General features: G+C 55.2%; 16 protein-coding genes. 7 read left to right on the top strand and 9 right to left on the bottom strand.

The genetic code is table 11. The features are described 5' to 3' along the window. Positions 1-41: 41 nt before the first annotated feature. Positions 42-641: a sigma-E factor negative regulatory protein gene (locus H2508_RS05400; protein WP_182169742.1), complete on the bottom strand. Its 600-nt coding sequence runs from the start codon at positions 639-641 to the stop codon at positions 42-44. A gap of 51 nt (positions 642-692) precedes the next feature. Continuing rightward, complete coding sequence (gene rpoE, locus H2508_RS05405) at positions 693-1277, bottom strand: RNA polymerase sigma factor RpoE (RefSeq protein WP_182169745.1); 585 nt, start codon at positions 1275-1277, stop codon at positions 693-695. A gap of 253 nt (positions 1278-1530) precedes the next feature. On the opposite strand from rpoE, the gene nadB reads away from it, so the two are divergent. After that, positions 1531-3111, top strand: a complete 1581-nt coding sequence (gene nadB / locus H2508_RS05410) for an L-aspartate oxidase (protein WP_182169748.1) — start codon at positions 1531-1533, stop codon at positions 3109-3111. A 375-nt stretch (positions 3112-3486) separates the two neighbouring features. On the opposite strand, the gene H2508_RS05415 is transcribed toward nadB, so the two are convergent. Then, complete coding sequence (locus tag H2508_RS05415; RefSeq protein ID WP_182169751.1) at positions 3487-3750, bottom strand: FAD assembly factor SdhE; 264 nt, start codon at positions 3748-3750, stop codon at positions 3487-3489. A 134-nt stretch (positions 3751-3884) separates the two neighbouring features. Here H2508_RS05415 and ygfZ point away from each other — a divergent pair, with 134 nt between their 5' ends. Next, positions 3885-4817: a CAF17-like 4Fe-4S cluster assembly/insertion protein YgfZ gene (ygfZ, locus tag H2508_RS05420; protein ID WP_182169754.1), complete on the top strand. Its 933-nt coding sequence runs from the start codon at positions 3885-3887 to the stop codon at positions 4815-4817. A gap of 15 nt (positions 4818-4832) precedes the next feature. On the opposite strand, the gene ung is transcribed toward ygfZ, so the two are convergent. Genes ung through npdG form a run of 6 tightly spaced genes read right to left on the bottom strand, consistent with a single transcriptional unit; the run spans position 4833 to position 11235 of the window. Then, the gene (gene ung / locus H2508_RS05425; RefSeq protein ID WP_182169757.1) at positions 4833-5525 is read right to left on the bottom strand and encodes a uracil-DNA glycosylase; all 693 of its coding nucleotides are present in this window, start codon (positions 5523-5525) and stop codon (positions 4833-4835) included. Between the two features lie 22 nt (positions 5526-5547). Continuing rightward, positions 5548-8079 carry a 5-amino-6-(D-ribitylamino)uracil--L-tyrosine 4-hydroxyphenyl transferase CofH gene (gene cofH / locus H2508_RS05430; protein ID WP_182169760.1) on the bottom strand — a complete coding sequence of 844 codons (2532 nt, stop codon included), beginning with the start codon at positions 8077-8079 and terminating at the stop codon, positions 5548-5550. Then, the gene (gene cofC / locus H2508_RS05435) at positions 8069-8821 is read right to left on the bottom strand and encodes a 2-phospho-L-lactate guanylyltransferase (RefSeq protein WP_182169763.1); all 753 of its coding nucleotides are present in this window, start codon (positions 8819-8821) and stop codon (positions 8069-8071) included. Before cofC ends, cofH begins: the two co-directional genes overlap by 11 nt. A gap of 4 nt (positions 8822-8825) precedes the next feature. Then, positions 8826-9785: a 2-phospho-L-lactate transferase gene (gene cofD, locus H2508_RS05440; protein WP_182169766.1), complete on the bottom strand. Its 960-nt coding sequence runs from the start codon at positions 9783-9785 to the stop codon at positions 8826-8828. After that, positions 9785-10552, bottom strand: coding sequence for a coenzyme F420-0:L-glutamate ligase (gene cofE / locus H2508_RS05445; protein WP_182169769.1), 768 nt, complete (start codon positions 10550-10552; stop codon positions 9785-9787). The genes cofD and cofE overlap by 1 nt, the downstream gene beginning before the upstream one ends. Beyond that, positions 10549-11235 carry an NADPH-dependent F420 reductase gene (npdG, locus tag H2508_RS05450; RefSeq protein WP_182169772.1) on the bottom strand — a complete coding sequence of 229 codons (687 nt, stop codon included), beginning with the start codon at positions 11233-11235 and terminating at the stop codon, positions 10549-10551. Before npdG ends, cofE begins: the two co-directional genes overlap by 4 nt. A gap of 229 nt (positions 11236-11464) precedes the next feature. Here npdG and H2508_RS05455 point away from each other — a divergent pair, with 229 nt between their 5' ends. The 5 genes from H2508_RS05455 to H2508_RS05475 all read left to right on the top strand — a co-directional run bounded on the left by H2508_RS05455 (position 11465) and on the right by H2508_RS05475 (position 20242). After that, positions 11465-12256: an SDR family oxidoreductase gene (locus tag H2508_RS05455; protein WP_182169775.1), complete on the top strand. Its 792-nt coding sequence runs from the start codon at positions 11465-11467 to the stop codon at positions 12254-12256. Next, entirely contained in the window at positions 12253-14235 is a 1983-nt protein-coding gene (locus H2508_RS05460; RefSeq protein WP_182169778.1) for a pyrroloquinoline quinone-dependent dehydrogenase, read from the top strand. The genes H2508_RS05455 and H2508_RS05460 overlap by 4 nt, the downstream gene beginning before the upstream one ends. Positions 14236-14391: 156 nt before the next feature. After that, on the top strand, positions 14392-18222 hold the full coding sequence (locus H2508_RS05465; protein WP_182169781.1) for a DUF1631 family protein: 3831 nt from the start codon (positions 14392-14394) through the stop codon (positions 18220-18222). Positions 18223-18244: 22 nt separating this feature from the next. Next, positions 18245-19432, top strand: a complete 1188-nt coding sequence (locus H2508_RS05470; RefSeq protein ID WP_182169784.1) for a helix-turn-helix transcriptional regulator — start codon at positions 18245-18247, stop codon at positions 19430-19432. Positions 19433-19639: 207 nt separating this feature from the next. After that, positions 19640-20242, top strand: coding sequence for a Yip1 family protein (locus tag H2508_RS05475; RefSeq protein WP_182169786.1), 603 nt, complete (start codon positions 19640-19642; stop codon positions 20240-20242). Positions 20243-20286 lie beyond the last annotated feature (44 nt).

A 20286-nucleotide genomic window follows, 5' to 3' on the forward strand; every position in this document is an offset into this window, starting at 1 on the left:
GACAGCGGCTGGGCTGAAAACTTGCGGTCGCAGCACGGACATCATTCTTGAATCATGTGCACACGGGTAAAGGGCAGCAAACCCTGAGGAGTATTCAAGGCCGCCTGTTCGGCATGCTCCTGACTGAACTGCTGCATGCGCTGCCGCGCCAGTTCTTGATAGGCCGTGCGCGCAGCTGGCTGCAACACCGGCGCCGAAGAAGTGCCATAGCTAGCCTGCACAGAGGTCGCGCCAAAGCTATTGACTAAGCCCACTGGAGAGACTCCACCAGCTAGCGCAGTATCTGCTCTGCTATCACCTGAGGTACTGAGCTGCGACAAGTGCTGTCCGCCCAGCACCACCGTAGCTGCCACCGAGGCCGCTACCGCAAAGCTAGCTACCGGTCGCCACATACCCTGCCAACGCGCGCTAGGCTTATGCGCTTTTTCAGCACTAATAGCAGCTTGAACCCGAGAGGAAATATCCACGTTTAAATTAGACAGTGGCTGACCACTGCGAGATGCAGCAACGGCATGGTAGCGCACCCAAGTCTGGCGCAACTCACTGTCGTCACCAATCTGACGTAGCACTCGCTCCAGCTCCAGCTCCTCCGCTTCCCCGTCCATTAAGGCAGATAGGGACTCACGCATTCTCTCACTCATTAATTACTTCCTCCGCGACGCTTCGCGAACCACCACTAAAACAATCTTGCATCAACCGTATCCTTCAATCTGTTGCCTGACCCGCTTGTCGATAGCTTCCCGCGCTCTGAATATCCGTGAGCGCACAGTACCGACAGGGCAGCTCATCACCTCTGCGATGTCTTCATAACTGAGACCTTCAAATTCACGTAAAGTTACCGCGGTTCGTAAATCTTCGGGTAATTCTTTAATCGCGCGCTCCACCACTGCCTTGAGTTCTTCGCCATAGAGCGCGGTCTCGGGTGACTCAATATCACGCAAGGCAGCCCCGCCTTCATAGTATTCGGCATCTTCCACTTCCACATCCGTGCCGGGCGGTCTTCGCGAACGGGAGACCAAGTGGTTCTTGGCGGTGTTGATGGCGATGCGATACAACCAGGTGTAAAAAGCGCTGTCGCCGCGAAAGTTGGGCAGCGCCCGATAGGCTTTAATAAAGGCTTCTTGAGCCACATCCTGTACTTCGTCTGCATCGTGTACGTAGCGGCTGATCAAACCCAGAATCTTGTGTTGATACTTGAGCACCAGCATATCGAATGCGCGCGAATCACCTTTTTGCACCTTGGCAACAAGCTGCTGATCCGTCACTGTGGCAGTCACGTCCTGTTCCCCTCCCTAGTCCCCGACATTCCTGCCTGAAAAACACCAACTGCGTTGCAGCATAGACCACTCGAGTAAACGAAAGTTCGCTCACCACTTAGTGTCATGATAATTCTGAGCCAGCTGAACAGAATAAGTTCCCCAAAATCGCATTTCCTTCTATTGCACCACCTGCTATATACTCGCAACCTTAGCCTAGTGCAGCCCCCTAAATCCATCATATAAGCCACTCATAAAGGCAGCAAGCACCCACATGGTCCGCCCACTACAACACGATGTGCTAATTATCGGCGCCGGCGCCGCCGGGCTTAGCCTAGCACTGCAATTACCCAAGCACCTGCGAATAGCACTACTATCGAAGGCCGAGCTCACTCAGGGCTCCACTTATTGGGCCCAAGGCGGCATGGCAGCAGTGCTAGACACCAAGGATAGCGTTGACTCTCATGTCGAGGACACCTTGGCCGCCGGTGCCGGGCTGTGTCGTCGCGAGGCGGTAGAGTTTACGGTCAAGAACAGTCGCCGCTGTGTTGAGTGGTTAGTTGAGCAGGGGGTAGGCTTTGATTTACGCCCCGACCACAGCGATGAGTTCCATCTGACTATGGAAGGTGGGCACAGCCACCGGCGGATTATCCATGCCGCCGACCGCACTGGCCGAGCCATATCGGAGGTCTTGACCGAAAAAGCCCGCGCCGCAGACAACATCGATATCTTTACCCATCGCGTGGCGGTGGATTTGGTGGTCAACGACAGACACTGTCAGGGCGCTTACATACTCGATCGCAAAAGTGGTCGTGTCGAACTTTTTCAGGCCCGGGCGGTGGTGCTAGCCACTGGCGGGGCCAGCAAAGCCTACCTCTATACCAGCAATCCCGATGGTGCCAGCGGCGACGGTATTGCCATGGCATGGCGCGCCGGCTGTCGAGTGGCCAACCTCGAATTTAACCAGTTTCACCCGACCTGCCTGTACCACCCACAGGCCAAATCTTTTTTAATCACCGAAGCGATCCGCGGCGAAGGCGGCAAATTATTATTGCCCGACGGCAGCCCCTTTATGCAGCGCTTTGATCCCCGCGGAGAGCTGGCACCGAGGGACGTTGTAGCGCGGGCTATCGACCACGAAATGAAGCGGCTCGGCCTCGATTGTGTGTTTTTAGATATCTCCCATAAGTCGCCCGAGTTCCTCAAGGAACACTTCCCCACTGTCACTGAACGCTGCCTTGAGTACGGCATCGATATCAGCACTCAGCCAATACCGGTGGTACCGGCAGCGCACTACACCTGTGGCGGCATTGTTGTAGACACCCGGGGCCGCACCGACCTACCTGGCTTATATGCGGTGGGCGAATCATCATGCACCGGCTTACACGGCGCCAACCGCATGGCCAGCAACTCACTACTGGAGTGCATTGTTTACGCCGAATCTGCCGCCAAGCACATTGCTGAAACAATTGCCGAGGCACCGACCCCGCGCCCTGCTGCGCCATGGGATGAAAGCCAAGTCACAGATTCCGATGAAGACGTGGTGATTTCGCACAACTGGGACGAGCTGCGACGCTTTATGTGGGACTACGTGGGCATTGTGCGTACAGACAAGCGTCTGCAGCGCGCCGAACATCGCGTTGAAATGCTGCAGGCGGAAATTGCGGAGTACTACAGCAACTACAAAGTCAGCAATGATTTGCTCGAGCTACGCAATTTGGCCATGGTCGCGCAGCTGATGATTCGCTGCGCGATGGCGCGCAAAGAAAGTCGAGGTTTGCACTACACTCTGGACTACCCCGACACCCTGCCGGTAGCTCAAGACACCGTGCTAATCCCAGACAACCGGCCCTAAGCTGACTGCAGACGCAGCCGCTTACGCAGCTGTCGCAAAGCTTCCGGCGCAGCGCTATCGGGCCACAGGCAGAGCAAGTGCCAGGTGGAGGATCCGACTGGCTGCCACCGCAAAAGCACTAGGTAGGCGTGGCAGTGAACAGGTTGCTTAAAAGTAATCTCTCGCCAGCCATAAGCGGCCAAGTCAGCCTGCCACTGTCCGGCCCGGCAGCGCAGGGCCCTGAGTTTTACAGGCCGGCGCCAAAGCAGACAGAGCAGAGCATAAACTGCTGAGGCAGCTGCCAGTAAGGGGTAGCCACGCTGATAGATCAATGCCAGCGCAGTGACTAAGGCAAGCGCGAAAAGAAAGCGCAGGCTGCCATCAATGGCGCTGCGTTTAAGTTTTAGATTGAGCTCGCGAGAACTCCAATATCTGTGTGACGATGGCAGCAATATCGGCATCCTCCGGTTGCTCACGCCCCATAAACCAAGCAAACATTTCTTGATCTTCACAGAGCATTAAGCGCTTATAGCGCTCCCGGTCCCTAGCACTCAGTTCTCGATAGCAAGAGCTGACAAAGGGCTCCAACAATAAATCCAGTTCTAGCATGCCGCGCCGACTGGCCCAACGCATGCGATTAATCTCTTCTTGCTGAATCATAGCGAAGCAAACTTTCCCAGTGCAGATCAAAAGGCGCCATTATACATACAATAGTGATCGAACCCCGAGAAAGGCTGACAGAATCAGACTCAGAGCCTATTATGGGCGACTAATTTTTAAGGAGTGTTTTTACAGTGTCCGCCTTTTATGCCCCGCTGAACCATGAAACCCTGCTGCAGATTCACGGCCCCGATGCCCAGACTTTCCTCCAGGGACAAACCACCTGCGACGTGCGGCAAGTTAACCCTCAAGCGGCTAAGCCAGGCGCCTACTGCAACCCTAAAGGCCGAATGTGGGCCGACTTTTTATTATTCTCACTGGGATCAGAGCGATACGGACTGCGTTTACGCGCTGATATTGCCGATACGACTCGGGACACTTTCGCCAAATACATCATGTTCTCTAAGGCTGAGATTGAGCAGGATCCCGCCTGGCAAGTATTGGCCTGCTGGGGTCCAGACAGCGCTAGTGCCTTACTGACTCTCTGCGGCGCTCTACCCGATCAGCAGTACGGCTGTGTCTCAGGTGAAGGCTTTTGCCTAGTGCAAATAGACCGCCAAGGACAGCAATTTGAGCTCTATGTAAACAGCAGTATTGGCGAGGACTTACTGCAAAGCCTAGCCAGCTCACTAAACCAGGCGCCAGCGGAGCAGTGGCAATTACTGCAAATTGAAGCGGGTATTGGGCGTATCGAAAACTCGACAGTGGCGAGCTTTTTACCACAGGTGTTGAACTACGACCTACTCTCTTACATCAACTTCAAAAAGGGCTGCTACACCGGACAAGAGGTTGTGGCACGGCTGCATTATCGCGGCAAGTCCAAGCGCCGCCTATATATCGCCAAAAGTAACAATAATGTGCCAGCCAAAGCCGGAACAGAAATCAACGCCGACCAGGGCACGCAGGCCTGCGGCACAGTAGTCAACGCCCTTGCAGCGCCTGATGGCGGCAGTATCATGCTAGTTTCTGTTGCAGAGAATGCACTGGACAAAAGCCTGCGACTGATGGGTGAAAGCGATGTACTCAGTGTCAGTCCGCCGCCCTACCCGCTAGAGAAGGATGCTTAAAAAAGCCTGAATGGCTTAGTCTAGCAACTGCCTCTGCAATTCCGGTACACGCCAGTCAATCGGCGACAGACCCTGTTGCCTAAGGTAATCATTGGCGGCAGTGAAATGACCACAGCCGAAAAAGCCGCGGTGGGCGCTCAAAGGTGAGGGATGGGGTGCCTTTAATACGCAGTGCTTAGTCTGGTCTATGGCCGCACCTTTGCGCTGGGCGTAGCTGCCCCATAACAAAAACACCACCGCCTGCCGCTGGTCATTGATCACTTCAATCACCCGATCGGTAAAACGCTCCCAACCCCGCCCCTGATGGGAGGCTGCCAAGCCCTGCTCCACCGACAAAACACTGTTGAGCAAAAGCACGCCCTGCTGAGCCCAAGTGCTCAGGCAGCCATGCTCGGGGATCGGGTGCCCCAATTCAGCCTGAATTTCTTTGTAGATATTTTGCAGCGAAGGTGGCGTCTTCACTCCTGGCTTTACCGAAAAACACAAGCCATGTGCCTGTCCGGCACCATGGTAGGGGTCTTGGCCGAGTATAACCACCTTCACGGCTGGCAGTGGGGTGTGCTCAAAGGCCTGAAATAGATCGCCCTCGGCGGGATAGATCTGCTTGCCAGCTAGCCGCTCCTGACGCAAAAACTCAGCCAGCTGACGCATATAATCCTGCTCAAACTCAGACTGCAGATGCCGCAGCCAGCTAGCCTCGAGCTGCACAGGATGCTGCCCTAAGTTCACCTTAATTACAGGCCGCTATCATCACCACTTGATCGCTGCTCAAATCGTCTTGATAGCTTTGGCGCGGCATCTGCTCGCTCACTATCAGCTTGCCTCGCTGCTGCTTGGCTGCCGGCTGGTTGTCGATCGCCAACAGATCTTGGGCCTGCGATGCCGCCTGTTTGCGCTCGGCTGACACCTCACCATAAACCGTATTGCGCTGACGCGGCTCACGACCTGCCGCTCGAATTTGCTGCTCCATCATTGATGGCGGCCACTCTTGGCCATGGGCCGAGCCCGCTGCTCGGGTAATGCTTTCATTCATCAAGGTGCCGCCCAAATCATTGACGCCAGCTCGCAGGCACTGGGCAATCCCTGCTGCCCCCATTTTGACCCAAGAGGCCTGGATATTATCGATCAGGCCATTGAACACTAGGCGAGCCACGGCGTGCATCAACAGCGCCTCACGGAAACTGGGGCCGCGCCGCGCTTTACCGCGCAGAAACATCGGCGCTTCCATGTGCACAAAAGGCAGTGGCACGAATTCAGTAAAGCCACCGCCGAGCTCTTGCAGCTGCCGAATTTCTAAGAGGTGTCTTGCCCAGTGGCGCGGCTGCTCAATGTGGCCATACATAATTGTGGCGGTAGTTTTAAAGCCAACCCGGTGAGCAGCTCGCATAACCTCCAGCCACTGCTGGGTATTTAGCTTGTCGGGGCAGAGGATCTCGCGCACCTCATCGTGCAGCACTTCTGCTGCGGTGCCAGGCAAAGTATTTAGGCCCGCCTCTTTGAGCTGCTGCAAAAAGGCTTCCGGTGTTAAGCCCAGGGTTGCCGCTCCCTGCCAAACTTCAAGCGGCGAGAAAGCATGAATATGCATATCTGGGGTAGCTGTGCGTACCGTATGCAGAATATCTAGGTAGGTCTGCCCTGTATAATCAGGGTGGATACCACCCTGCATGCAGACCTCGGTGGCGCCGCGCTGCCAAGCCTCAGTGCAACGCCGTGCTATTTCTTCGCCACTGATGTCGTAGGGCTTGCCGCGCAAGTCTTCATTGCCCTTGCCTTTAGAGAAGGCACAAAACTGGCACTTAAAATAACACACGTTGGTGTAGTTAATATTGCGGTTAACCACATAAGTGACTGTCTCGCCACAGCGACTGCGCCGCAAGTCATCAGCGGCCCGCACAATATGGACATAATCATCACCGCGGGCTTCAAATAAACGCGTCACTTCCTGTTCCGATAAAGCCTGCTGTGAACGACAGCGCTCAATCAGCTCGGCCACATCGGCCGATACTGGAGCCAATGTCCGGTCTGGCTGCAACAGCCAAGCATCCTCTGCGGGAACGGCCATTTCTGTCCCAGGTGACCAAGAATCGCGGCGTGCGAAACCACTGGCATCCATCTGCCGCATCACCGGGCCATGCAGGGCTGGATCTAACCAGCGCTGTGCCTCGCGGGCATACTCTGGATAAATGGTCAGGCGCTGCTCTAGGTATTTCCCGGTCGCACGGGTCTCGCGACTGAGGCGGTCGAGATGCGGCCACGGCGCTTCTGGGTTGACGTAATCTGGGGTCAGCGGCGACACACCGCCCCAGTCATTGATACCCGCCGCCACCAACTGCTCCAATACGCCTGGACTCAGATTCGGCGGCGCCTGAATATTCATGCTCGGGCCAAAGATCAAGCGCGCCACCGCGATACTCCACAGCAACTCGTTTAAGTCTGGCTCCGGCGCCTCCGCCATCAAGGTGCCAGGCTTAGCCCGGAAATTTTGGACAATGATTTCCTGCAGATGGCCGTAGTCTTGATGCAGACGGCGCAGCGCCAACAGCGACTCAATGCGCTCCACACGCGTTTCACCAATGCCAATTAGAATGCCGGAGGTAAAAGGCACCCCCGCTCGCCCGGCCTCTTCGATAGTCGCCAAGCGGCGCGCCGGTTCTTTATCTGGAGAGCCGTAGTGAGGCATCCCCTTTTCGGTCAAACGCTCGGCAGCCGACTCCAGCATAATGCCCATGGAAGCGCTCACCTTGCGCAGCTCAGCCACTTCCTCTGCGCTCATACAACCAGCGTTAATGTGTGGCAGTAAGCTGGTCTCTCTCAGAATTGCTTCGGCGACTGCGCGAACATACTCTAAAGTGGTGCTGTAGCCCATCTCAGCCAGGGCTTCACGAGCAGTGCTGTAGCGCAGCTCGGGCTTCTCTCCAAGTGTCAGCAAGGCCTCTTGGCAGCCAGCCAACTCCGCCGCACGGCACTGCTCTAAGACCTCCTCGATACTCATATAAGCTCGCTCTACACGCTTGGGAGTACGTGCAAAGGTGCAGTAGTGGCATACATCGCGGCACAAATGTGTCAGCGGCAGAAACACCTTGCGCGAATAGCTGATGACATTGCGGTGCCCTATATCTCGCAGCACACTCGCTGCTGCAGCAAGAGTGGCGGTATCTTCACAGTCCGCCAGCGTCATCGCTAAAGCCTCCGATGGCAGCTCACCACCATCCCAACTAGTGATAAATTGATCCGCTAGTGCCTTGGCACGCTCATTTATCATGGCCGCAATAATCCTCTGAAAAAGTAGCTTGTGGTGACCCCTGCTCATCATCGAGGTCTGCCAGTGCAATGTGTAGACGCGCCGCCAACTTAGGCTCAGACAAAAAGGCCCGGGTGGACGCACCTAGCGCGCTGTTAGGGTCCAGACTGGCCTGCAAAAGCATCAGCACGTCCCGGGGTTGATCGACATCTCGAGCTACCCCCGATGTTTGCAAAACCTGCGCAGGCAGACCAGCTTGACGAGCCCAATCTTGGTGCTTAGCACAACTATCAACACCAAAGTGAAATAAGGGGCGCTCATTTGCAGCAAACAGCAAGAGGTTAGTACCGCTCTGCTCGCAGTCAGTACCAATCACTAAACCGCCGCTTTGCTGTTGCCGCTCTAAGGCCAGCTGTATTTCATGGCCCTGTAAAAAAGGTAAATCAGCGTGCAATACTAAGATCTGTGTTTCAGCCTGTGGCGATATTCGCTCACAGGCTGCTGCCAATACCGCGTTCAAGCCCTCAGCAGCGAGCTCCTGCTCCGGCAGGTGCTCAATAGCGTAATTAGCTGCCAGTAACGAAGCCCCAGGGTCATCAGACACTAAGGTGACAGCGCTCAGTCCTGGATGATTGCTCAATACTGCAAGCACATCTTGCGCCATCGCCTGCATCAGGCCGCGACGCTCTGATGCCGACAAAATGCCGGACAAACGCGTCTTAGCGGCGACCAAATCCTTTAGGGGTAAGAGCGCGTGGGCCACAGAGTCAGTGCCCTGCCCGTGACAGCACAAATCGCGCCAAGCGGCGCTTGTCGTCCAAGCTTTTCATCAGTGTATCAGTAACCGCCACAGATACCCCTAAGTCGGCAACCTGATCTGCTAGAGCAGCATCGCTTTGATCGATGACGAAGGTATCAATAAAGCCTGGGTAATGCGTACTATAGTGGCGCATCACTGCTTCGGCGCTGACCTCCTGACCCAACTCGCCCAGCATTTTTGCTGCCGGACCTTTAACTGCCTGACCAGCAAGGATCGGGGAAACTGCCACCACCGGCACCTGCAGGGCAGCGATTTTTTGCCACAAGCCGGGCAGCTGTAACACCGGGTCCACACTGACAAAAGGGTTGGAAGGACAGATTACCACAGCTGCCACTTGTCCAGAGTCAAGCAACTGCAGCAGCTCTGAACTGGGGCTGGCCTGCTCAATCCCCCGAAAACTGAAGCCGCTGACCTGAGGCTCGCACTGGCGCCGCACAAAATAATGCTGGAAGGCTAAGTCACCCTCGTCACTATGCACCACAGTACTGACGCTATCATCTGACATGGGCAAGATACCAACCTTTACTCCCATGCGCTGAGCAAGGCCCCGTGTGACCGAACTTAAGCTCTCTCCCGCAGCCAGACGCGCCGTGCGCCATAAATGGGTGGCCAAGTCATTATCGCCAAGGCGAAACCAAGTTTCACCACCGAGCTCTTCCAGGGCCTTCATCACCTGCCAGCTCTCGCCTTCTAAGCCCCAGCCTAAACTGCGGTTGCTGCGACCCGATAAGGTATAAAGCAAAGTGTCAATGTCGGGACAAATCTGCAAACCCAAGTGGCGAAAATCATCGGCTGTATTGACCAATACTGCCAAGGCTTCAGGCTCGAGCTCATTAGCTAAGCCCAAGGCTAGCTTGGCGCCACCTACACCACCGGAAATAGCCAGAACTTTAGCCGTGCCTGTCATCAGCGGAACATATCCATATTGCGGTCCCGCAGCAAGGCAGCTGAGCCGCCTACCGAAGGACGTAAATTAGCGCCTCGCGCCAACACCACTGGGCATGCCTCAGCCGCTTGTCCCTGCACTAGAGAGGCCGCAGCCGCAAGCTCATCGGCCACTGCAGCTTCGGTGACCTCCAGCACATTATTGAACAGGTCGCGCTCACCCACCTGGTTGTAAAGAGGGTCCAGCCCCGCCGTGCCAATCGCTAAACCGACCGTGCCATTACGCCAGGCCCGGCCAACACTATCATTGATAATCACCATGGGCGCATTGCTTGGCGACAGCCGCAGGGCACGGCGTAATTCTTCCGCTGAGCGGTCTGGGTCAACAGGCAGCAACAAGACCTGCGGGTCACCGTCGCTTTGGCTAATATTCGACTTATCGATACCAGCATTAGCCATTACAAAGCCCAAGCGGTGTTCGACAATGATCACACCTGGGCGCACCCGCAGTACCTCCCGGGACTCGCGCAGGATGCACTCCATTTGACGCGGGTCTTTATCCGCTTGTTCAGCGAGCAGCTGAGCGCGCTCCGAGGGCTCCACATCAGCAAGGCGCACATAGCGACCCTCCGCCTTGGACACCACTTTTTGCGCTACGATCAATACATCGCCAGGCTGCAACTCAAGCTGATTAGCCCGCAGACAATCACCAATCAAAGCAGCAAGGTCATCGCCGGGTTCAACCAGCGGAAAACCCTGCAAAGCAAATAGTTGCAGGCCGGGCTTCATTCAGTGCGGTCCAAACCAGAAATAGTGATACCGGCGTGACAGCCATACTGCTTATTAATAGTGATTAGCACAGAGGTCAGCGCTTCGGCTGCGGCAGCATTATTGATCATGCCCGCGTGAAAACCGCGCATTCCCGCTGCCTCAACCAACTTAATCACTTCAGCTCGGGCATCTTTTTTGTTGCCACAAACCAAAACATCACAGTCTAAGCCACTGCCTTCTTGGAGGTGCGCCGCCGCCACATTCTGAAATGCGGAGACCACGTGAACATCTTCACCGAGTAGCTCTTGGGCGATCTGGCCGGCGCTACCTTGCGGTGGCAGTTGGACTCGAGCTACGCGGGGCGGCACCAAAGGCACGGTCACATCGATCAGAATTTTACCTTGCAGGGCATCCTTAACCAGTTCTAGTGTTGAGCTCTGGTGACTAAAAGGCACGGTCAATGTGACAATATCCGCCGCGCTTGCTGCCGCTAGGTTATCCATTGCATCCACTGCAATATCAGCCAAGCCACGCTCTGCCATCACTTCACGCAAATCTGTCACCGCAGCCTGGGCTTTTTCTTCTGTACGGGAGCCAATAATGACGCGGTAACCGGCCTGCACCCAGCGGCGAGCCAGCCCCGTGCCGAGATCGCCAGTGCCACCAAGTATCGCCAGAACCGGCAAAGTATCTGTTGTCATAATATATTCCTAATTGGGCTGGATGGAGTTGGGGGGTTCAGATTTTACGACCAGTAGCGTTTCACTGAGCCAGCGAAACCTTCACTGCGGTCCTTCGCTTGCTACCACCCATAATTGAGTTAGCATGCGCATAACCACAGCATCTTATGGAAATCACTGAACAATCACAAGGCAGCCCGGAGCTCTACACACTACGCTCCGAGGCCTCGTCATAAGGAGTTAAACTGAAATGGACACACCCCTGGATTTTAGCGGCAAAGTGGTACTGGTCACCGGCGGCGGTAAAGGTGTAGGTCGCGGAATTAGCGAACGTTTTTTGGCGGCCGGAGCCGATGTTATGATTTGCGGTCGCAGCGAACCGGAGACTTTGCCCGAAGTCGACGGTCGCCAAGCTGTCTTTACCCCCTGCGATGTACGAGACTTCGAGCAAGTAGAAGCCTGTGTCGAAGCCACTATAAAACGCTTTGGCCGACTCGACGTGCTAGTTAACAATGCCGGCGGCGCTCCCTACGCTGAGGCCGCAACGGCATCACCGCGCTTCTCTGAATCGATTATTCGACTCAACTTGATAGCGCCGCTGAACTTCTGCCAGGTGGCCAACCGCTATATGCAGCAGCAAGAAAGCGGTGGCAGCATCGTAAACATTGCCAGCGTCAGTACTATCCGTCCCTCGCCTGGCACTGCGGCCTATGGCGCGGCTAAGGCAGGACTGGTCAACTTAGGCACCTCGCTAGCGGTGGAATGGGCACCTAAAGTTCGCGTTAACGCGGTGATTGCCGGACTGGTACAAACCGAGCAGTCCCACCTACACTACGGTGACGAAGAGGGCATTGCCGCAGTGGGAGACACTATTCCACTGGGGCGCATGGCCGTACCTCAGGATATCGGCGATGCCTGCCTATTCCTCGCTTCGCCACTAGCCTCTTACGTGAGCGGCGCCAGTATCGCAGTACACGGTGGCGGCGAAAAACCGGCCTTCCTCAACGCCTCTAACTCCGACGTCGGCAGCAAGGCGCAATGAAGCCAGCAGCACTGCTACTCACCCTGCTGTCGAGCAGCCTGCTAGCGGGCTGTGAAACTGGCGCCGAAACACCAGCGGCGGCGGCTCAGGCCAATAAGACTGAAAAAGCTGTCGCCGAATGGACTATGTACGGAGGGCAAGATGCGAGTCGCTTCTCGCCCTTGGCCGACATCAATGTCAGCAATGTAAAACAGCTGGAAGTCGCCTGGGAGCATCGCTCTGGCGACATTTCCGACGGCACTGGCGAGTGGGGTTTTAGCTCACTGCAGGTCACTCCTTTGGTGAGTGATGGACGACTCTATTACTGCACACCCTTCGGCCGAGTTTTTGCACTAGATGCCGAAAGCGGTCGCGAACTGTGGCAGTTTGATCCCCAGGTAAAAAACAAAAAAAGCGGTATCTACCCAGCGGTTTGCCGCGGCGTGGCCTTGTGGCAAGCCCCTGAGGGGGAGCGTGACAAACCCTGCGCTACGCGAATTATCTACGGCACCCGCGACGCCGAGTTGATTGCACTCGATGCCCAAGACGGCCAAGCCTGTGCCGACTTTGGCCACCAGGGTCGCATTTCCCTGAAAGAAGAAATCGCTGGGGCCAAGCCCTGGGAGTACTACCCAACCTCGCCGCCTTATATTCAGGGAGATATAGCGGTTATCGGCGCCTTAGTGCCTGATAATGAGCGGGTTGATGTCCCCAGCGGCGTGGTGCGCGCCTTTAATGTACGCAGCGGCAAACTGGTCTGGGCTTGGGAGCCAGTGAGCGAGGAGTACCGGCAACGTCATCAAGACGCAAGGGGGCAAACTCAATATCACCTTGGCTCACCCAACGTCTGGGCTCCCATATCTGGCGACCCCGAGCGCGGCCTAGTGTATGTGCCAACTGGCAACCCCTCACCCGATCTCTACGGCGGCGACCGCGACGGCATCGACTACTATGGTTCATCGACGGTGGCGCTAGATGCTGCCAGCGGCCAGGTTCGCTGGCATTTTCAGACCGTACATCACGACGTATGGGACTACGATGTCGCCTCTCAGCCCACGCTATTTCAACTGCCAGAGGTTGGCGGTGGCCGCCCAGGTCTTGCCCAAGCGACCAAGATGGGCCACATCTTCTTACTGGATCGAGAAACTGGCGAGCCTTTATACCCAGTGGAAGAGCGCCCAGTACCCCAAGGTGGCGTAGCCGGTGAACACTTATCGCCGACTCAACCTTTTCCTACCCACCCAGCGCCACTGCATCTACCGGAACAACTCACGGCAGATAATATGGATGGTTTTGTTTGGTTCGACCGCAAAAGCTGCCAGAGAGAGTTAGCTAAATACCGCTCCGATGGAATGTTTACCCCGCCCAGCCTGCAGGGCAGCGTGCTCTACCCTTCGACGACCGGTGGCATCAACTGGGGTGGCGTCAGCATTGATCCATATAATGGGCTGATGCTGGTTAACCAAATGCACCTAGCCAGCGTAGTACAGCTGATTCCACGCGATCAATACGATGCCGGCAATTACAGTATCGACTACCCGCTGGAGTACTACCCGATGGAGGGCAGCCCTTACGGGGCCAAGCGCTTCCCCCTACTGTCCTCGCTGGGTGCACCTTGCAATCCACGGCCATGGGGCAGCCTGACAGCGGTTGACCTGGCCAGCGGTGAAGTTGTGTGGCGCAAGCCTTTAGGTACAACTCGCGGCCAAGCCCCCTGGCCGCTGTGGTTTAACACGGGCAGTCCAAATACTGGTGGGCCGTTGACCACCGCCGGCCAACTAACCTTCATCGGCGCAACTAGCGACGGTTATTTCCGCGCTTTCGACAGCCGTAGCGGAGAGCTGTTGTGGCGGACAGTCCTCCCCTACACCGGCAACTCAACACCGCTGAGCTACCGCGCGCGTAAAAACGGCCGGCAATTTGTCGTAATAGCAGCTGGTGGCCACGGCTGGTCTGCCCCCGGCGATGCTATCGTGGCTTTTGCCCTACCCGAAGACTGAGCAGACAAACCTACCTGAGGCTGACGCCCTGCAGCCTCAGGCCCTGTACAGTTGTCCACTACAAATAAGGGGGTATACTGAATCATAGGGCTAATAATCTAGCCTATAGAGCGACTGTGCACAGTCCTCTTTCTTGGCAACCTAAGCAGAAATTGCATGATAAACCTCAGTATTCTCACACCCCGCAGCGCTGTGCTTGAATTGCCTGACAAGCTCAGGCTGTCTGGTCTGATTGAGCTGGAAGACGATAATCAATTGCTGCTGCGTGATCTGAACTGGGCCAATACCGCCCCCACAGAGCAACAACTGGCTTTGGGCACGGCAGCTACCCTTTGCATCCCCGAACTGACCGACACTCGGGGCACAGTTCCTAGCATCCCAGTTTTTATCACTGAAATTACCCAAGACGCGCTTTTATTAACATTCGCCCGCGCCGACAACTCGCCATCAGTCAAGCGCTATCTAAAAGCGCTGAGTAGCCAGCCTGCGCTTAATGATGGGCAACAAAGCCAAAACACAAAACTCAGGCAGACTCAGGACTTATTAGCTAGTTTTGAAAGTTTGGGGCTAAGCACGCTCGATCAGATGTTCCGGCTTTTTATTCAGCGGCTCGGCACTTACCTATTCGATGAATCTACCACCCCCGGGCGCAGCTCTATCGCGCTGAGGGAGGCACTGCGCCTCCTGCAATACCATCAGCGAGCTATTGGCGATAACTTTATTACTCGTATCCAACAGCGCTGTAGTGATTTAACACCCGCGCGGCAGCAACGCTACCAACAAAGTGACAGTGAGATAGCCTGGCAATCCCTGCATTTAGTAAACCTCGACGAGTTTGAAGAGTCGCTAGCGCTAGATCGCATGATCAATACCGGCAGCCAGGCGCAGGAGCTTACACTAGAATGCCTAGTGATCCGCCTTGCCACTGCGATTGGCGTTGACCCACTTGAGCTGCGCCTCCCTTTTCATGTGACCGAATTGTGCAGCAGCCTTCAGCAGGCACTGCAAGAGCATGATATCGAACACCCTGCCACAGTTTACGTTTACGATTATTTTGTCGGGCAATTTCTCAGTCAGCTCGATCAGCTCTACCGCCCTCTGAATCAGCTGCTCATAGATGCTGGACTATGTCCTGGCCTAGAGCAGGACATTAAAACCCATGGTTCACAGCTACAGCGCCCAGCGGCGACTTCCGCAGCCCGCCCAAAGCGCAAGAAAATAAGCCCTGAGCCGGCGCCAGATCAGCAGACTGAGGCCCAGCAGCAGGCCCCAAACAAGCCGAGCACTGTCGCGAGTCTGAGCCCCGAAATGCTCTACCGCTCGGTGATCGATGCACTGAATTTCAGCCGTCACCACAGTGAGGCCCCAAGCAGCCATGAGAGCAGGCCAGAGCAGCTCGCCGATACTGCCACACTAGTTAATGCCCTTGCTTTACTACAAGAGAATGATGAGGCGAGGAAACTTATCGAACAAAGTGGCTCGCTGCGCGATTACCTGAAGCAGCACTCAGAGAGTATCAGCGGCCTCGAGGGAATCACTGCCCTAAATACTGACAGCATGAATCAGCTCGACCTAGTGGACAACCTATTCCAAACCATCCACTCACAGCGGGAGCTGAGCGCAGAACTGCAACCTGCCATCGCGGAATTACAACTCCCCCTAGCTCGACTTGCGCTGCTCGAGCCGGGCTTCTTTTTCGATCAACAGCACCCTGCCAGAGAGCTAGTGGATAAGCTTTCTCAACTGGCCAGTGCAGACAACTTTCCCAACCGGATACTGGAAGAAAAGCTGTCCAGTATTATCGCCGAGATAGTGACAGGCTATGAGCGCGATAGCGCTGTATTTAATAGCGCCTTGGAGCAGGTCAACAAACTAATTGCCCAGCGCAATAGCGCGCATATACGCAATGTTGAACGAGTGGTCAAAACCCAAGAAGGACAGGAGCGGCTACGCCAAGCCCGAGTGGAAGTCGACCGCGCCATTGTCGCTGCTCTGCCAAGACCTCAGCCCCCCAAAATCTTGCTAGAGTTGATCGACAAAGGCTGGCGTGATGCCCTGGTTCTTATCTATATAAAGGAGGGCCCGACCAGTGATAGCTGGCAGGAGCAAATGCGGACGCTGGAATTACTTGGCGAATGGCTCACCGAGCAACAAAACGAATTTAACAGCGTGCAGCGCGCCTTAGAAGCAGCGCCTTTTATCGACTTACTGGCCCAGCAGATCGCTGTTGTCAGGCCCGCTAATATTGAAATAGAAGCGGTCTTTGATGAGCTGCGCAGAGTCTTATCCGGCGAGCAAGCCGTGCTCAATTCTGAGCTCAACAGCGAGTCTTTGATCAACGCTCAGGAAAGCAGCAATATCCAACAGCGCTTACAGCGAACCCATCGCCTGCGCCGCTGGATAGAGCGGGTCAACCAGCTCAACTTAGGTGCTTGGCTGAGCTACAGAGATCGGCATGGCGAACGGCGGCGTATGCAGCTTGCCTGGATCAATGCCGATCGCGATCGATTTATGTTTGTCAATGAACACGGCCAAAAGGTCACAGAGCTCAACGCTGTACAACTCGCTCGCCAGTTGAGTCACGGCGCCAAACCGCCATCACAGGCAGAAAACATGCCCCTGGTCGATCAAAGTATGTACGGCACGCTAGAGCAAGTGCAGCAAACGCTGAGCTTTGCCCGCCATCGCGATAAAGTGACTCGCCTACTCAATCGCGAAAGCTTTATAGAGCAGCTCAACAAAGCCTTGCGACATGCCCAGCGTCGATCGTCCCAGCATGCAGTGCTCTATTTGAATATCGATCAGTTCAACTTAGTCAATGAGATTTACGATCGAGTGTCAGGGGATCAAGTACTGGCTGAATTTGCCGAGCTATTATCACAGCTGCATGACAAAAAATTCTCTTCCGCACACTTGGGAGAGGATAATTTCGGTATTCTGCTTGCCGACCATACACTGTCGGAAGCACTCGCAGTTGCCGAAAGTATTCGCAGTGACATCCATGCCAACAACTTCGATATCGAGCAAGAGCCTGTCCAGTTAAGCGTTTCAATCGGGGTTGCAGCTCTGCGTCACTTCAGCCCCGACGCCGATTCAGTGATCGAGGCTGCAGAACAGGCTATGCAAGCAGCCAAGCAGGGTGGTGGCAATCAGGTGCAGCAACATATTGCAGCGGCAAACAGCATTACACGGCACAAACAGGATCGCCGCAAAACCCGTCAAAACTTGGAGCAGGCTCTGACCACAGAGCGCTTTGTGTTGCGCGCCCAGCCCATTGTGCAAAACGCAGTGGCCAGCCAACAACCCTCGAGCCAACATTTTGAGCTTCTATTGGGCATGCGTGAAACGGATGGCTCACTGAGCTCTCCCAAGCAATTTATCAAGAGTGCCGAACGCCACGGCTACATGAGCTTAGTTGACCGCTGGGTGATCCGCGAAGCCTTCCAATGGATCAGCCAGCTGATGGATGCCCAAAAAGTGGTGCCCAACCTGTCGATCAACCTTTCCGGCACCAGCATCACTGACGATGCTTTTATGGAATACCTCTTCGAGCAGATATCTGAGTTCGGCGTCGGCACCAGCCGTCTGTGCTTTGAGGTTACTGAAGCCGCCACTATGACCAATCTAGTGAAGTCTGCTGACTTTATTCGCGCTTTTCGCAATATTGGCTGCAAATTTTCCCTGGATAACTTTGGCACTGGCTTGAGCAGCCACAACTACCTGCGCGAGTTATCTGTAGACTATGTCAAAATTGACGGCGCTTTTATCACCGGAATCAACGATAATCCCAATGATTACACGATGGCCAGGTCAATCAATGACTTAGCGCACTTTTTAGGCCAGGAAACCATTGCAGAGTCGGTGGAAAACGAACGAACTATTGCCCGCCTACACGAAATTGGCGTGGACTACCTTCAGGGCTGGGGCATTGGCCACCCTGAGCCGCTAACAGACATAGTGGGGCAGCTTCAAAGCCTCCAAAAGTAATCAGAGTGTGAGCAGCACAACGATGAGTCTCGCGACCGACAAAACGAGTCAGTTAAATCAAGACGCTGAATACGACCACTTAATCAGCCTCATTTACCAGGGGCCGCTGGAAGCTAGGCCCTGGCAAAGCGCCCTGCCCTACCTGCGTGAATTGTTTGATGCTGAGGCTGCCTCACTGGTGCTGCGTCCACCGGCAGAAGGTGACCGCGGCGTAATCCTCAATAGCGTGCGAGGTAATTCAACGCGCAGTGACAACACACTGGCAGATCCCAACGACTGGCAGGTCACCACCTATCGCGAGCAGTTCTTCGCTCTGGATCCATTTATCAACCTGCCACTGAATAAAGTGGTGACCCTGCAAGATCTACTGAGTGACGAGGAGCTAGAAGCATCTGACTACTACCGTCACTATCTCCAACCGGTCAATCTATTTTATATTCTGGGTGTCGATACCGCCGAACCCGACGGCATGGTGGCGCGCCTGCGTTTCTCGCGGCGTCGTGAAGAGGGTAATTTCAAGCAGTCCCAGAGAGACTTACTAGCGCGCATATCGAGCCACCTTCAACGCGCTATTCACATCTTTGCCAAGCTGAGCCGCACCACTTCCGAGCGCGATCTCTATTCTGGCGCCGTGGATCAACTCGCCGTGGCCACCATTATCCTTGATCAGCAGGGGCGCCTGCTCAACACCAATGCCTTAGCCAAGGCGCTACTCGATGATCGCCGTGGGCTGGGCTTGAAAGATGAGCACCTGCATGTCGGTGGCAGAGAGCAAAATCGCGAGTTACAAGCTGCTTTGAGCACTGTGATTAGTGCCCAGCAGCGCGGCGAAACCTCTGTGATCCGAGCTCTGCGCATCCCCCGGGATGGCGGTCGCTCAGATTTAGGGCTGGTAATACGCCCCATTCCAAGCTCGGAATGGGGGGAAGGCCAAGGCAGCCCCTGCGCCGCGGTATTTATCAGCGACCCAGACCTACGCGAAACCGCCTCCCAGCAAACCCTGAGCGAGCTGTTCAGCCTGACACCAGCTGAGGCCAATTTAGCCATCTTGTTATCTCGGGGCCTGAGTTTGGCTGAGGTTTCCGAGTCACAGCACATCTCCCAACACACCGCCCGGGCACAACTTAAGTCAATTTTTGCCAAGACCGGCGTGTCTCGCCAAGCTGAGCTGGTGCGACTAGTATTAAAAAGTGTCGCATCATTGGGCTAAAACACGGCTGTTGAATTGGTAAGCGCAGTGAATTGCGCTACAATAGCGCGGCGGCATAAGTGGTGTTGATGCCGCCCAACAGGATCGTCTCGGAGCCTGTGCTCGAGACACAGAATCCGGCTCGAAAGACTCTTTTTCGGGCATCTTATAATCAGGGCATATGACTGCCATCCCGGCGGCTATAACCTTGGGGGAGAAGCAAACACTATGATCCAACATACCTTTGGCCTGCTGGTAAAACCCAGTGCTCAGTGGCGTACAATCGCCAAACTACCAACACCATCGTTTAATACTCTGATTCTCTATCCTTGCTTAATGGCTTTACTGCCAGCGATTGCCTGGTACTACGGCACCAGTCGCATCGGCTGGTCAGTGGGTGATGGGGGACAGGCTATTAAACTCACCATGGAGAGTGCACGACAAATCAGCATTCTCTTCTATCTGGGCATGGTCGCTTGTGTGCTGGCCATTGGCTACTTTGTGCACTGGATGTCGCGCACCTATGGTGCTGATTCCAGTTTTGCCAAAGGTATCGTGGTGGCCGGACTTACCGCTACACCATTGTTTATTGCCGGCCTAGTCGGCTTTTACCCGGTGCTATGGGTAGACCTACTCATCGGTGTTGTTGCGATCAGCTGGTCCATTTACCTGCTGTATCTTGGCATACCGATTGTCATGGGCATCCCTGAAGAGCGTGGATTTCTTTTTTCCAGCGCTGTCGTTGCAATCGGCCTGGTCATTTTGATTGGCCTTATGGTGACCTCAGTGATTCTTTGGGATATGGGCGCCGCACCCGCCTTTACAGATTAGCCGTGCACTGGCACGGGACCTTTAACCCTCTCATGAATGGAAGC

The sequence above is a fragment of the Sediminihaliea albiluteola genome, from assembly GCF_014077625.1.
Lineage (GTDB): Bacteria > Pseudomonadota > Gammaproteobacteria > Pseudomonadales > Halieaceae > Sediminihaliea > Sediminihaliea albiluteola.